Annotated in this window: 12 protein-coding genes; 6 read left to right on the top strand and 6 right to left on the bottom strand. The window is 72.7% G+C overall.

Translation table 11 applies throughout. The features are described from left to right. Positions 1-105: 105 nt before the first annotated feature. The gene (locus K304_RS0109615) at positions 106-1,029 is read left to right on the top strand and encodes a bifunctional helix-turn-helix transcriptional regulator/GNAT family N-acetyltransferase (RefSeq protein WP_027763574.1); all 924 of its coding nucleotides are present in this window, start codon (positions 106-108) and stop codon (positions 1,027-1,029) included. A 48-nt stretch (positions 1,030-1,077) separates the two neighbouring features. On the opposite strand, the gene K304_RS0109610 is transcribed toward K304_RS0109615, so the two are convergent. After that, a complete protein-coding gene (locus K304_RS0109610; protein WP_027763573.1) occupies positions 1,078-2,493 on the bottom strand; it encodes a S28 family serine protease in 1,416 nt (471 codons plus the stop codon). A 162-nt stretch (positions 2,494-2,655) separates the two neighbouring features. Between K304_RS0109610 and K304_RS0109605 the strand changes: the two genes are divergently transcribed. Both K304_RS0109605 and K304_RS0109600 read left to right on the top strand, forming a co-directional pair. Beyond that, complete coding sequence (locus K304_RS0109605; RefSeq protein ID WP_027763572.1) at positions 2,656-3,141, top strand: NUDIX hydrolase; 486 nt, start codon at positions 2,656-2,658, stop codon at positions 3,139-3,141. Positions 3,142-3,155: 14 nt separating this feature from the next. After that, positions 3,156-3,380 carry a hypothetical protein gene (locus K304_RS0109600; protein ID WP_027763571.1) on the top strand — a complete coding sequence of 75 codons (225 nt, stop codon included), beginning with the start codon at positions 3,156-3,158 and terminating at the stop codon, positions 3,378-3,380. 13 nt (positions 3,381-3,393) lie between these two features. Here K304_RS0109600 and K304_RS0109595 read toward each other — a convergent pair whose 3' ends face one another. Both K304_RS0109595 and speB read right to left on the bottom strand, forming a co-directional pair. After that, positions 3,394-7,212 (bottom strand): ABC transporter ATP-binding protein, encoded by a 3,819-nt coding sequence (locus tag K304_RS0109595; protein WP_051308194.1) that lies wholly within the window; start codon positions 7,210-7,212, stop codon positions 3,394-3,396. 569 nt (positions 7,213-7,781) lie between these two features. Continuing rightward, positions 7,782-8,780 (bottom strand): agmatinase, encoded by a 999-nt coding sequence (speB, locus tag K304_RS0109590; RefSeq protein ID WP_027763569.1) that lies wholly within the window; start codon positions 8,778-8,780, stop codon positions 7,782-7,784. A 113-nt stretch (positions 8,781-8,893) separates the two neighbouring features. On the opposite strand from speB, the gene K304_RS0109585 reads away from it, so the two are divergent. The 3 genes from K304_RS0109585 (at position 8,894) to erm (ending at position 10,890) form a co-directional block, all read left to right on the top strand. After that, positions 8,894-9,700: a phosphatase gene (locus tag K304_RS0109585; RefSeq protein ID WP_037789726.1), complete on the top strand. Its 807-nt coding sequence runs from the start codon at positions 8,894-8,896 to the stop codon at positions 9,698-9,700. 100 nt (positions 9,701-9,800) lie between these two features. Then, positions 9,801-9,938: a hypothetical protein gene (locus tag K304_RS33305; RefSeq protein WP_158687321.1), complete on the top strand. Its 138-nt coding sequence runs from the start codon at positions 9,801-9,803 to the stop codon at positions 9,936-9,938. Between the two features lie 190 nt (positions 9,939-10,128). Next, positions 10,129-10,890, top strand: coding sequence for an ErmE/ErmH/ErmO/ErmR family 23S rRNA (adenine(2058)-N(6))-methyltransferase (gene erm / locus K304_RS0109575; protein ID WP_027763567.1), 762 nt, complete (start codon positions 10,129-10,131; stop codon positions 10,888-10,890). A gap of 58 nt (positions 10,891-10,948) precedes the next feature. Here the strand turns inward: erm and tesB are convergent, their stop codons facing one another. The 3 genes from tesB to K304_RS0109560 form a co-directional block, all read right to left on the bottom strand. After that, positions 10,949-11,818 carry an acyl-CoA thioesterase II gene (tesB, locus tag K304_RS0109570; protein ID WP_027763566.1) on the bottom strand — a complete coding sequence of 290 codons (870 nt, stop codon included), beginning with the start codon at positions 11,816-11,818 and terminating at the stop codon, positions 10,949-10,951. 71 nt (positions 11,819-11,889) lie between these two features. Then, positions 11,890-13,047, bottom strand: a complete 1,158-nt coding sequence (locus tag K304_RS0109565; RefSeq protein WP_027763565.1) for an acyl-CoA dehydrogenase family protein — start codon at positions 13,045-13,047, stop codon at positions 11,890-11,892. Positions 13,048-13,097: 50 nt separating this feature from the next. Next, positions 13,098-13,733, bottom strand: a complete 636-nt coding sequence (locus tag K304_RS0109560; protein WP_027763564.1) for an SACE_7040 family transcriptional regulator — start codon at positions 13,731-13,733, stop codon at positions 13,098-13,100. Between the last annotated feature and the right edge of the window lie 87 nt (positions 13,734-13,820).

Genomic DNA, 13,820 nt, shown 5'->3' with positions numbered 1-13,820 from the left:
GTTTCTCGGGAGCCGGACCCCGGGTCCGGCTCCCGGGCTGCGAGTCCGAGCCCCGCCCGGTGGCCGCAGGCCCCGGGGCCGGCGTCGTTCCCCAGGGGGCCTGTCATGACCGTCCAGGAAGTCCGCGCGTTCAACCGCTTCTACACCAACCTGATCGGTGCCCTCGACTACAGCCGTCACCTCTACACGCCGTACACGCTCACCGAGGCCCGCATCCTCTACGAGCTGGCGCACGGCAGCCGGCTGGACGCCGCGGACCTGCGCACCTCGCTGCACCTGGACGCGGGCCACCTGAGCCGGCTGCTGATGAAGTTCGAGAAGGACGGGCTGCTCACCCGGGAGCCCTCCGCCGAGGACGCACGCCGGCAGCGGATCACCCTCACCGAGGGCGGACGCGAGGCGGCGACACTGCTGGAGGAACGCTCCCTGGAATCGGTGGGGGCCCTGCTCGACCGGATCTCCTCGGACGACCGCGACCGGCTGGCCGAGGCGATGGGCACCATCCGCACCGTGCTGGGCGAGGAGCGGTCCGTGCGGCCCTCGTCGCGGGTGCGGCTGCGCGGGCCGGAGCCGGGCGACCTGGGCTGGATCGTCCAGCGCCACGGCGAGCTGTACGCCCGCGAGTACGGCTGGGACGCGGGCTTCGAGGCGCTGGTGGCCCGCATCGTGGGCGAGTTCGCGGCCGGGCACGACGCGGAGCGGGAGCGGGTGTGGATAGCCGAACTCGACGGGGAGCGCGCGGGTTCGGTGATGTGCGTACGGGACACCGGCATACCGGGCGCCGCCCGGCTCCGGCTGCTGCTCGTCGAGCCCGACGCCCGGGGCCACGGGCTGGGCGACCGCCTGGTGCGCGAGTGCGTCGGGTTCGCCCGGGAGCAGGGGTACCGGGAGATGGTGCTGTGGACCAACTCCGTCTTGGACGCGGCCCGGCGCATCTACCAGAGGGCCGGCTTCACCCTCGCCGGAGAGAAGCCGCACCACAGCTACGGGGTGGACCTGGTGGGGCAGGACTGGCGCCTGGAGCTGTGAACGGACGGCGTGGGGGCGCTGCCGCCACCCACGCCGTCCGTGCTCAGGTCACGGGCGGAAGGTCCGCTGCCGCTCAACCTGCTTGTCCAGCTTCCGGTCCGGCTCGGTCAGCCGCTTGGTGGCGGTGTCGGCCTCCGGCTGCTCGTTCTCCACGTCCGCCCAGTCGAGCAGGGCTTCGGTGGCGATCCGCCGCTCCCCGTCCTTCAGGCTCGCGATGTCGGCACCGTGGTTGGCGCCCGGCGCGGTGAAGACGTAGGAGTCGTCGGCCTTCTTGCCGACGCGGAAGGGCTCGGCGCCCCACGGGTCGTTCTCGCCGTTGACGAAGAGCATCTCGGAGGAGTGCTTGCGCACCCAGCGGTCGATGTCCCGCATGGCGCGCCGCTCGAAGTCCATCGGGATGTCCTCGGGCACGAAGCTGCGCGGCGCGTTGATGCCCGGGTAGCGCAGCAGCCCGTCGAGGTGCGCGTTCTCCATGTCCGGGTTACCCATCTGGGTGCCCGCCTGGTAGTAGTACGGCACGTACGGCGTCAGGCCCTGGTCGGTGTAGAAGGAGAAGCCGGAGACGGCGTCGACGAAGTTCCAGATCTCGTCCGTCGCGGCGTCGGCGGCGGGCACGTTCGCGCACTCGGACTCCGGCTGGTACTGCCAGAAGGCGTACACCAGGTCCAGCACGACGACCTCGTAGGCCCGGTCGACGTCGCCGATCAGGTCGAAGGTCCAGCCTTCCGCCTCCGCCTGCTGCCGGTAGCGCTCGACCATCTCGTCACGGCGCACGAACGCCTCGCGCTGCACCGCGTTGAGCGCGGTCCGGCATTCCTCGGTGCCCACGGTGGCGAAGAACTCGTCGTACGCCCGGTCGTCGCGGTCGTCGACGTTGTTCGGCGCCACGTAGGCGATGGTGCCGTCCATGTCGTACGGGTAGAAGCGGCGGTAGTAGGTGGCCGTCATGCCGCCCTTGCTGCCGCCGGTGGCCACCCAGTTCTGGTCGTAGACGTCCTCCAGCGCGTCGTGGATGCGGTGCTGGTCGCTGGCGGCCTGCCAGATGGTCAGCTTGCTCCAGTCGGCGGGCTCCGGCCGCGAGGGCGTGAAGAACCGGTACTCCATGGACACCTGGTTGCCGTCCACGATCTGCGTCGGTTCGCTGCGGCGCGGCTGGGTGCTCATGTTGTAGCCGGAGGTGAAGAAGACCGTGGGCCGGTCGACGTGCTTGTGCAGGATCGAGATCCGCTGCTGGAACGTGCCGGCCTCCGGGTTCCGGTGGTCGACGGGCTGTTCGTAGTTCAGGAGGAAGAAGCGGTAGCCGTCGACCGGCTTCTCCTCGATGAGACTCATCCCGGGTATGGCCAGGAGTCTCTGCTTGATGTCCGCGTTCTCGGCCGATTCGGCCGACGCGGAAGCGGTGCCGATCCCGACGGTGCCTATGAGCACCACCAGCGACAGCAGCCACCTCAGCGCCTTGTGCATACGCCCTCCCCTGGGTCGCAAAGGTCGCCCGCGAACCTATCCCCGCACCGCGCGGCCCGCCAGGGTCGTTCGGGGATTCCAGCCGACCGGCTACCGGAGAGCCCGGGAACCGGCACCGTCGCACGCCCGCGCGGCCCGGACCGCACGGCATAGGGTCGGAGCATGAGCGACGCCGAGGCGACGACGCCCCTTGTGACCGGTCCGCTGGGCATGGAGCTGCTGTCCTTCCACCCCGAGCCCGAGCACACCGGGTTTCCCGACGCCGCGGTGGGCTACGCGCTGGTCGTGCTCCGGCACGAGGACCGGGTGCTGATGGTGCTGGAACGGCACCGCGGCTGCTGGGAGATCCCCGGCGGCGGCATCGAGCCGGGCGAGACGCCGCGCGAGGCGGCGGTGCGGGAGTTGCGGGAGGAGGCGGGCCAGCACGTCGCGCCGGAGGACCTGCGCTTCGCCGGTTTCGCACGCACGAAGCTGCCGGACCGGTCCGTGCTCTACGGCGCGGTGTTCACCGGGAGCGTGACCGTCCGCCTGCCGTTCACCCCCAACGAGGAGATCGCCGCGATCCGTTGGCGTCGCGAGGGGGAGAACCTGCCCGGCGGTCGGGTGCAGACGGTCGACGAATATCTGGTGGCGCGCTGCGCAGGGTGACGTACTGTCGCGGCATGCCGAGACCTCACGGGTTCGCCTACGCGCAGCACGGCGACGGAAGCGTCGTCGTCACCCACCACGGCCGGGAGGCCGCCGCCCTCCGCGGGGGCCGCGCCGCACGGTTCCTCGCCGAGGTGGGGGCCGGGGACGAGCAGCTGGTGATGGCCCGCTGGACCGGCGCCTACAAGCACGGCAACGAGCGCACCGCCCGCAACCATCCCCGCAACCGGGGGCGTTGACCGCCCCCGGCGGTCACGCTGTGGGTGCGGGCGCGGTCTCCCCCGCGTAGACCCGCCACAGCTCGGCGTACCGGCCGTCGCGGGCCAGGAGTTCCTCGTGCGTGCCGGACTCCGCGATGCGGCCGTGGTCGAGCACGACCACCCGGTCCGCGCGTGCCGCGGTGGAGAGCCGGTGCGCCACCACGAGCGTCGTGCGGCGGCGGGCGAGCCGGTCCGTGGCGCGGTTCACCAGCGACTCGGTGGCCAGGTCGAGGGCGGCGGTCGCCTCGTCGAGCAGCAGCACGTCCGGGTCGACGAGCTGTGCCCGGGCCAGGGCGAGGAGCTGCCGCTGACCGGCGGAGAGGTTGCGCCCGCGTTCGGAGACGGGGTGCAGGTAGCCGCCGGGCAGGGAGGCGACCATGTCGTGTGCGCCGACCGCACGTGCCGCCGACTCGACGTCGGCGTCGGTGGCGCCGGGGCGGCCGTAGGCGATGGCCTCCCGGACGGTGCCGGGGAACAGGTACGGCTCCTGCGGCACGACGCCGAGGCGGTGCCGGTAGGTGGTGAGGTCGAGTTCGCGCAGGTCCGCGCCGTCCACCCGTACCGTGCCGCGGGTCGGGTCGTAGAACCGGGCCACGAGCTTGACCAGAGTGGACTTGCCGGCGCCGGTCTCGCCCACGAAGGCCACGGTGGTGCCCGCCTCCACCGTGAGGTCGATGCCCGCCAGCGCCGCCTCGTGCGGGTCGGAACCCGTCCCGTCGGCGGTGGCGTAGTGGAAGTGGACGTCCTCGAACGCGACCTCGCCGCGCAGCTCACGGACCTCGCGCGGCGTCGCGGCGGGCGGCGTGGTGGTCTGCTCGCCGAGGAGCTGCTGGATGCGGCCCAGCGCGACGGCTGCCTGCTGGTAGCCGTCGAAGACCTGTGAGAGCTGCTGCACGGGGGCGAAGAACAGCTCGATGTACAGCAGATAGGCGACCAGGGCACCGGCCGTGAGCGTCCCGTCGTCGACACGGCCGGCGCCGACGACCAGCACCGCGGCGGTCGCGAGGGCGGCGAGCAGCTGCACGAAGGGGAAGTAGACGGAGATCAGCCACTGGCCGCGGATGCGGGCCCGCCGGTAGGCGCCGCTGCGGGCGGCGAACCGCTCGGCGCCGCCGTCCTCCCGGCGGAACGCCTGCACCATGCGCAGCCCGGCGACGCTCTCCTGGAGGTCGGCGTTGACCACGCTGACCCGCTCGCGGGCGAGTTCGTACGCCTTCACGCTCTGCCGGCGGAAGAAGACGGTGCCGACGATCAGCAGCGGCAGCGCGGCGAACACGACCAGCGCGAGCTGCAGGTCGATGACCAGCAGGGCCACGAGGATGCCGAAGAAGGTGAGCAGCGCGACGAGTGCGGTGACCAGCCCGGTCTGCAGGAAGGTGGACAGCGCGTCGACGTCCGTGGTCATGCGGGTCATGACGGCGCCGGTCAGGTGCCGTTCGTAGTAGTCGAGGCCGAGCCGCTGGAGCTGGGCGAAGATCTTCACACGCAGCGCGTACAGCACGCGTTCGCCGGTGCGGCCGGTGAAGCGCATGGCGGCGAACTGGGCGCCCCACTGCCCGACGACGACGAGCAGTGCGAGCGCGGACGCCCACCACACGGCGTCGAGGGCGCGTTGGGAGACGCCCTCGTCGATGCCGTGCCGGATCAGGACGGGCAGCATCAGCGCGGCGAGGGCGTCGAGAGCGACGAAGGCGAACGCGACGGAGAGCGGGCGGCCGAAGCCGTGCAGCAGCCGGCGCAGGCCGTAGGAGGGCTCGGGGCGTGTGGCGTGCCGTTCGTCGACCTCCGGTTCGTCGTCGGCGGGTGGCAGCGCGGCGACGCGGGCGAGGAGTTCGGGGCTGCCGGGCATGCCGGCGAGTTCGGCGGCGAAGCTGCCCGGGCGTCCGGCCTGGGCGTGGGCGGTCGCCGTGCGGCCGCCGTCGGAGCCGGTGGCGGAGTCGGCCTCGTCCTCCTCCGGGCGCACCCACAGTTCCGGGGTCACCCCGTCGACCCGGCGGTGCGCGTCGTGGCCGGCGAGTCCGGCCGGGTCGCGTTCGACGTCGGCGAGTTCGTCGGGGTCGGTGAGCAGGCGGCGGTACAGGGAGCAGCGGCCGGTCAGATCGTCGTGCGTGCCGACGTCGACCAGGCGGCCGCCGTCCAGGACGGCGATGCGGTCGGCCAGCGCGAGGGTGGAGAGGCGGTGTGCGATGAGCAGCGTCGTCCGGCCGGCCATCACGCCGCGCAGCGCCTCGTGGATCTCGTGCTCGACGCGGGCGTCCACGGCGGAGGTGGCGTCGTCCAGGACGAGGAGCCGGGGGTCGGTGAGGATGGCGCGGGCGAGCGCGACGCGCTGCCGCTGGCCGCCGGAGAGGGTCAGGCCCTGCTCGCCGACCATGGTGTCGTAGCCGTCGGGCATCTCGGAGATGAAGCCGTCGGCCTGGGCCGCGCGGGCGGCGGCGCGGACCTGCTCGTCGGTGGCGTCCGGGGCGCCGTAGGCGATGTTGTCCCGCAGCGACTCGGAGAAGAGGAAGCTGTTCTCCGGGACGAGGCCGATCGCGGCGCGCAGCGAGCCCGTGGAGAGGTCGCGCACGTCGTGGCCGCCGACCCGGACGGCGCCGCCGGTGACGTCGTAGTAGCGGGGCAGCAGCAGCGAGACTGTCGACTTCCCGGATCCGCTGGTGCCCACGACGGCGACCGTCTCGCCCGGCTCGATGCGCAGGCTGAGCCCGTCCAGCACCGGTGGGCCGTCGCCGTAGCCGAAGGTGACGTCGTCGAACTCGACGGAGGCGTCCGCGTCGGCGGGCAGTTCGTGCGCGCCCGGGCGTTCGGTCAGCTTGGGCTCGGTGTCGATGAGGTCGAAGACGCGCTCGACGCCGGCCCGCGCCTGCTGGCCGACGGTGAGCACCATCGCCAGCATCCGTACGGGCCCGACGAGCTGGGCGAGGTAGGCGGAGAAGGCGACGAACGTGCCGAGGGTGATGCGCCCCTCGGTGGCGAGCCAGCCGCCGAGCGCCAGCATGGCGACCTGGCCGAGCGAGGGCACCGCCTGGAGGGCGGGGGTGTAGCGGGCGTTGAGCTTGACGGTGCGCAGCCGGGCGGCGAAGAGCGTGCGGCTGATGCGGCGCAGCTTCCCCGTCTCCTGCTCCTCCTGGCCGAAGCCCTTCACCACGCGCACGCCGGTGACCGCGCCGTCCACGACCGAGGCCACCGAACCGGCCTGCTGCTGGGCGTACCAGGTGGCTGGAAACAGTCGGGTGCGGCTGCGGTTGGCGATGATCCACAGCAACGGCGCGACGGCCAGCGAGACGAGAGTCAGCAGCGGGGAGAGCACCAGCATGACGACCAGCGCGACCAGGAAGAGGAGGGCGTTGCCGATCATCATGGGGAGCATGAACAGCAGGCTCTGCACGAGCTGGAGGTCGCTGGTGCCGCGTCCGACGACCTGGCCGGTGCTGAGTTCGTCCTGCCGGTGGCCGTCGAGGCGGACGATCGCCTCGTACATGTCGGTGCGCAGGTCGTGCTGGACGTCGAGCGCGAGGCGTCCGCCGTAGAAGCGGCGGACGTAGGTGAGGCCGTAGACGGCGACGGCGACGGCGATCAGCAGGCCGACCCAGATCTCCAGGCCGCCCTGGTCGCCGACCACGACGTCGTCGATGACCACCTTGACGAGGAGCGGCACGAGGGCCATCAGGCCCATGCCGGCCAGCGAGGCGCCGAGGGCCAGCAGCACGTTCCGCCGGTAGTGCCAGCAGTACGCACTCAGCCTGCGGGCCCATCCGCGGCGGCCCTCCGGCCCGTCTCCGCTTCCGGTCCGCCCGGCGGCTCCGGTCACCTTCTCCCCCACGCTCGCGCTCCCCTCCGGTCGATCACTGACGGAAGGGTGCAACGTCGCGGACGGGGGATTTCATCCCGGAGGCCGACGGCGGCGGGGCATTCCCTCCGCGATCGGGGGAAGAATCCGGTCGGGCCCCGGAGGAGCCGCATACTTCTCCGGGGCCGTACCGGCTGGGGGCGTCCGTCTCGGTGGCCTTCGGTGGACCAGGCACCCCCCACAGGGCCGGCCCTCCGTCCGTTCGACGGCGCCCCATCCCGCGGGGCAGCGCTCAGGATTCTGTCGGAAACTTCCACGCCGTGCACATCGACCGCACAGAATCGGTAACGTTGCGTATTAAACTGCTTTCATAACGTCACATGACAACAGAGTGTCACCCGGGCATCACACGCCACCCACCAGCGGTTTTCCGCCAGTGGCCTCCACCAGGAAGTGTGACGCACCGCACAGGATCCGCCACGAACGGTGCCCGGACTGCGTCGCCAAGTTGGCCGAGAACCGATGCTCCCCGGCGTGGAACCGGCGTTCGACGAGGCGTCGGAGCACCGGCCGCCCGCCGGGCGGGCGCTTCAGGAGGTCCCGTCCCGGGCCTCGGCGATCTGCCGCGTCATCAAGGTGGTCAGCTCGTACGCGGTGTGCGAGGCGGCGACCGCGGTCATCTCCGCGTGGTCGTAGGCCGGGGCCACCTCCACCAGGTCGGCCGAGACCAGGTGGCAACCGGCCAGGCCGCGCAGGATTTCCAGCAGCTCGCGCGAGGTCAGGCCGCCCGCCTCCGGAGTGCCCGTGCCGGGCGCGTGCGCCGGGTCGAGCACGTCGATGTCGATGGACACGTACAGCGGGCGGTCGCCGATGCGCTCCCGCAGCTGCTGGGCGACCTCGTCCACGCCGCGCCGCATCACGTCGGCGGAGGTGACGATGCCGAAGCCCATCTTCTCGTCGTCGGTGAGGTCCTTGCGGCCGTACAGCGGGCCGCGGATGCCGACGTGGCTGAGCGCCTCGGTGTCGAGGATGCCCTCCTCCACCGCCCGGCGGAACGGCGTGCCGTGGGTGTAGGCGGCGCCGAAGTAGGTGTCCCAGGTGTCCAGGTGCGCATCGAAGTGCAGCAGCGCCACCGGGCCGTGCTTGCGCGCGACCGCGCGCAGCAGGGGCAGCGCGATGGTGTGGTCGCCGCCCAGTGTCATCATCCGGGCGCCGGAGCCGAGGATCTCGTCGGCCGCCGCCTGCACCGTCTCCACGGCCTCGTCGATGCGGAACGGGTTCGCCGCGATGTCCCCCGCGTCCGCGACCTGGGCCAGGGCGAAGGGCGACGCGTCCTGCGCCGGGTTGTAGGGGCGCAGCAGCCGGGACGCCTCCCGGATCGCGTTGCCGCCGAAGCGGGCGCCCGGCCGGTACGAGACGCCGGTGTCGAACGGCACGCCGACCACGGCGACGTCGGTCCGGCCGCCCACCTCGTCCAGGCGGGGCAGCCGGGCGAAGGTCGCCGGGCCGGCGTAGCGGGGAATGCGGGAGGAGTCGACAGGCCCGACGGGCTCGGGGCGTGCAGCGGACTGCTCGGAAGGGGTGCTCATGAGGGGAAGGGTAGGCAGCCCGCGCGGGCGTCCCCATGGACGGATGTGCAGATCCCGGGCCGCCTATTTGGACACTCCGTCCATCGACCAGGCGTACGGGACACAATGGCGGCATGTCTTCGTCGCTCCCACTGCCCGCCGTTCCCAGCCGCACCGCGCTCCTGGAGCACCTGGTGCACACCCGGATCGCCGGGCACGTGGCCACGCCGCGCGAGAACAACCTGTCCCACTACCGCGAGCTGGCGAACGGCAACCGGCACTACTGGCTGGGCCTGGAGCTGGGCGACCGGTGGTCGGACGAGCAGGACGTGCTCGCGGTGATGGCCGAGCGGGTGGGCGTGAGCGACGACCCCGACCACCGGCACGGCCAGGACACCATCGACCCGGAGCTGACCGTCGGCGCCCTCGACCGGGCCGCCGCGGAGCTGCGCAAGGCGGCGGAGGACCGCAAACGGGTGCTCTTCGCCACCGGCCACCCCGGCGGCCTGCTGGACGTGCACGGCACGGTCGCCCGGGCGCTGCGGTCGGCGGGCTGCGACATAGCCCGCGTGCCGCTCGGGCTGTACGCCGACGAGGGCGTGGTCGTGCAGTTCGCGGGCGTCGCCGTGCACGAACGCGGCGCCTCGCTGTGGCACACGCACTCGCCCGAACCGATGCGGCAGATCCTCGACGCCTACGAGCGGGCCGGGCACGGCATGCCCGACCTGGTGTTCGCCGACCACGGCTGGGCGGGCTGCGCGGCGCAGCGCGGCCTCGACACGGTCGGCTTCGCCGACTGCAACGACCCCGCGCTCTTCCTCGGCGAGGCGGAGGACACGCTCTCCGTCGCCGTGCCGCTGGACGACCACGTGGCCGACCCCCGGTTCTACGAGCCGATGATCGCGTACCTGCTGGACGCGGCCGGCCTCACCGACGCCTGACCCTCGGCGCCCGGCACCCGCGCAGCTCGGGCGGCGCCCTTGCGGCGGCCGCCGGAAAACCGCTTGCCGCGCCCGTCCCGGGCGGCCTAGCGTCCCCCTCATGTCCGCCCCCTTCGCGGCGATCATCGACGGCGCGCACGCCGACGCGCGGCGCACCGGCTGGTCCGCCCGGCTCTGCCTCCGTCCGCGCGCTCGGCGCAGCGCCCTGGCCGCACGCCAGGACGCCCTCGGCGCCTGAGTCCGCCCCGCGCTTCCCCGCCTACCGCACGCACCCTCGTGCGCGCGGCGGGTCGCACCCTCGCGCACTCCTGATCCGAGCCGCGCTCCGTCGACGTGCCCGCCCAGGGCCTCCGGTGTCCCCATCGCCCCGGACAGGCCCGGCCGCCGCCCGCGCGCCCCCGCCTGTCCTCACACCAGAGGACTTCACCGTGGCTCGCCGCCGCAGCACGCTCTCCCAGAACTTCCTGCACGACCCCGCCGCCGTACACCGCCTCGTGCGCGCCTCCCGGCTGCGCCCGGACGACCTGGTCGTCGAACCGGGCGCGGGCGAAGGGGTGCTGACCCGCGCCCTGGCCCGCCGTTGCCGGCAGGTGGTGGCGTACGAGATCGACCCGCGCCTCGCCGCCGCGCTGCCCCGGAGGCTGCGGAACGAGCCCAACGTGCGCACCGTGACCGGCGACTTCCTGCGGGCGCGGCCGCCCCGGGAACCGTTCGCCGTCGTCGGCAACATCCCCTTCGCGCGCACCTCGGACATCGTCCGATGGTGTCTGAGCGCGCCCGCGATGACCTCCGCGACCCTGCTCACCCAGCTCGAGTACGCTCGCAAGCGCACCGGCGGCTACGGGCGCTGGTCACTGGTGACCGTGGGCAGCTGGCCGGAGTTCACCTGGCGGGTGGAGGGGCGCGTGCCGCGCGAGTCCTTCACGCCGGTGCCGCGGACGGACTCGGCGGTGCTGCGGATCGCACGCCGGCCGGCGCCGTTGCTGCCGCGTCCGGCGCTTCCCGCCTACAGAGAGTTCGTCGCCCACGGCTTCACCGGCGTCGGCGGTTCCCTCGGCGCCACCCTGGCCCGCCGACACCGCCCCCGCCGGGTCCGCGACGTCTTCGCGGCCGCCGGGCTGGAGCCGGGCACGCCGGTCGGCCTGGTGCCGCCGGACACGTGGGTCGAGCTCTTCCGGCGCCTGGGCTGAACCCGCGCGGTGACGCCGGGCCGCGCCGGGCGGCGGGGCACGGGGGCCGTCGTCCCGGTCAGCGCGGGACGCGGACGACGCCCTCCTGGATGACGGAGACGGCGAGCCGGCCGTCGCGGGTGAAGATCCGTCCGGCGGCCAGCCCGCGGCCGCCCTGCGCGGTCGGCGACTCCTGGTCGTACAGCAGCCATTCGTCGGCCCGGAAGGGGCGGTGGAACCACATCGCGTGGTCCAGGCTCGCGCCCACGACGTCGCCGACCGCCCAGCCGCCGCGCCCGTGCGCCAGCAGCACCGAGTCCAGCAGGGTCATGTCCGAGACGTAGGTGGCCAGGCAGATGTGCAGGGTGGGGTCGTCCAGGAGGCCGTCGAGCTTGCCGTTGGTGCGGAACCACACCTGGGAGCGCGGCTCCCGGGGCTCGCCGGCGCGGGCGAACGGCGGGGCCTCGACGTACCGCAGGTCGACCGCCGCCCGGGCCCTGAGCAGCTTCTGAGGCACCCGCGGGTCACTGAACAGGTGCGCGTACCGCGGCATCATCTCCTCGGCGCGCGGCAGCGTGTCGGGGTCCGGCGTGTCGGGCATCCGCGCCTGGTGCTCCAGGCCGTCCTCGTGCGCCTGGCAGGAGGCGGAGAGGTGGAAGATCGGCTGCCCGTGCTGCACGGCGACGACCCGGCGGGTGGTGAAGGACCGGCCGTCGCGGATGCGGTCCACCGTGTAGACGATGGGCGCCCCCGAGTCTCCGGGGCGCAGGAAGTACGCGTGCAGCGAGTGCGGCAGCCGCCCCTCGGGAACGGTGCGGCAGGCCGCGACCAGGGCCTGCGCCGCCACCTGGCCGCCGAAGACCCGGGGGATCACGGCCTGGCGGCTCGCGCCCCGGAAGATGTCCTGCTCGATCCGCTCCAGGTCGAGCAGATCGAGCAGGTCGAGCAGGTCCCCCGGGTCCGGGTCCGTGTCCGTGTCCGGGTCGTGCGGTTCGGGGGTGCCGGGGTCGTTCACACTCCTCACAGTCCCATGGACTTGGCGATGATGGAGCGCATGACCTCGCTGGTTCCGCCGTAGATCCGGGTGACGCGGGTGTCGGCGTACAGCCGGGAGATGGGGTACTCCGTCATGTAGCCGTAGCCGCCGTGCAGCTGGAGGCACTTGTCGATGACGTGCGCGGCGGTCTCGGTGGTGAAGAGCTTCGCGGAGGCGGCGTCGGCCGCGGTCAGCTCGCGGGCGTCGTGCGCCTCCAGGGCGCGGTCGACGACGGCCTGCATGGCGTCGACGTCGGCCTGGCAGTCGGCGAGCACGAACTTGGTGTTCTGGAAGGAGGCGACCTCCTTGCCGAAGACCGTGCGCTCCTTGACGTACTCCTTCGCGAAGCGGACGGCCGCGGCGGCCTGCGCGTAGGCCCCGAACGCGATGCCGAGGCGCTCCTGCGGCAGGTTGTGGGCGAGATAGCCGAACGCCTCGCCCTCCTCGCCGAGCAGGTCCTCGACGGGCACCTTGACGTCGGTGAAGGAGAGCTCCGCGGTGTCGGAGGACTTCAGGCCCAGCTTGTCGAGCGTGCGGCCGACGGCGTACCCCTCCGAGGAGGCGTCCACCACCAGGATGGAGATGCCGGCCCGGCGGTCCTCGGGGCTCGGGGGCGCGGTGCGGCAGCAGACGAGCACCCGGTCGGCCTGCGCGCCGCCGGTGATGAAGGTCTTGGCGCCGTTGAGGACGTAGTGGGTGCCGTCCTCGGACAGCTTGGCCGTGGTGCGCATGCCGGCCAGGTCGGAACCCGTGCCGGGCTCGGTCATGGCGATCGCGGTCATCATCTCGCCGGACACGAAAGCGGGCAGCCAGCGCTGCTTCTGCTCCTCGGTGCCGTAGGCCAGGATGTAGGGCAGGCACAGCGCGGTGTGCACGCTGGAGCCGCCGAAGCTGACCCCGGCGCGGGCGCACTCCTCGCTGATGACCGCGTTGTACTTGAAGCTGGTCTCGCCCGCGCCGCCGTACTCCTCGGGCACCTCGATGCCGAAGACGCCCAGCTCGCCGAGCTTCTTGTAGAAATCGCGCGGGACGTATCCCTGCGCGGCCCACTCGGGGTAGACGGGGACGACTTCGGCCTCGATGAAGTCGCGGACGGTCCGTCGGAACGCCTCGTGGTCGTCGTGGAACACCGTACGCCGCACTGCGCCACCTCCCGCTGTCTAAGCGCTTGCTCAGACAAGTTACCCGGCAGTCAGTGCGGCTGTCCAGAGCCGCCGTCCGCCCGGGCGGCCGCCAGCGCGCCGCGCGCCAGCCGGTGCAGCAGGGCGGCGGTCGTCCCGCGATCCGGGAGCGAGGAGGACCCGGAGAGGTGGGGCGTGGAGTTGAGCAGCCCGAAGACGGTGTGCACCGAGACCCGCGCCTCCAGCTCGGTGAGCCCCGGATACACGGCCCGCACGGCGCCCACCCAGAGCTCGACGTACTGCCGCTGCAGCTTGCGCACCTGCTTGCGGTCGTCGTCCCGCAGCCGGTCCAGTTCCCGGTCGTGCAGGGTGATCAGAGAGCGGTCGTCGAGCGCGAAGTCGATGTGACCGGCGATCAGCGCGTCCAGCGTGGCCTCCGGGGCGAGACCGGCGGAGACCGACTCCTCCACCCGTGCCACGCCGCCCTCGTGCAGCCGTTCGCTGATACCCACCAGCAGCTCCGCCAGCATCGCGTCCTTCCCGGCGAAGTGCCGGTAGAGGCCGGGGCCGCTGATGCCGACGGCCGCACCTATCTCGTCGACGCCCACGCCGTGGAAGCCGCGCTCCGCGAAGAGCCGGGCCGCCTCCCGCAGGATCTGGTCGCGCCGGGTCGGGGTGGCTCGGTCACGTGCCGCACTGGTCGTCATGCCGGCCATTCTAGACAGGCACGTTAATGAGCGTTAACCTGTGAGCACCAGGTTAACGCTCATTAACGCACGCACGGAGCAAGGGGG

The organism is Streptomyces sp. CNS606 (assembly GCF_000426325.1).
Note: the sequence above shows the minus strand (reverse complement) of the source record. Positions and strands in the feature narration are given on the sequence as shown.

Excerpts from the sequence above, each read along its gene's own strand:
- K304_RS0109615 (WP_027763574.1), top strand. The coding sequence starts at position 106 with ATGACCGTCCAGGAAGTCCGCGCGTTCAACCGCTTCTACACCAACCTG.
- K304_RS0109610 (WP_027763573.1), bottom strand. The coding sequence starts at position 2,493 with ATGCACAAGGCGCTGAGGTGGCTGCTGTCGCTGGTGGTGCTCATAGGC.
- K304_RS0109605 (WP_027763572.1), top strand. The coding sequence starts at position 2,656 with ATGAGCGACGCCGAGGCGACGACGCCCCTTGTGACCGGTCCGCTGGGC.
- K304_RS0109600 (WP_027763571.1), top strand. The coding sequence starts at position 3,156 with ATGCCGAGACCTCACGGGTTCGCCTACGCGCAGCACGGCGACGGAAGC.
- speB (WP_027763569.1), bottom strand. The coding sequence starts at position 8,780 with ATGAGCACCCCTTCCGAGCAGTCCGCTGCACGCCCCGAGCCCGTCGGG.
- K304_RS0109585 (WP_037789726.1), top strand. The coding sequence starts at position 8,894 with ATGTCTTCGTCGCTCCCACTGCCCGCCGTTCCCAGCCGCACCGCGCTC.
- K304_RS33305 (WP_158687321.1), top strand. The coding sequence starts at position 9,801 with ATGTCCGCCCCCTTCGCGGCGATCATCGACGGCGCGCACGCCGACGCG.
- K304_RS0109560 (WP_027763564.1), bottom strand. The coding sequence starts at position 13,733 with ATGACGACCAGTGCGGCACGTGACCGAGCCACCCCGACCCGGCGCGAC.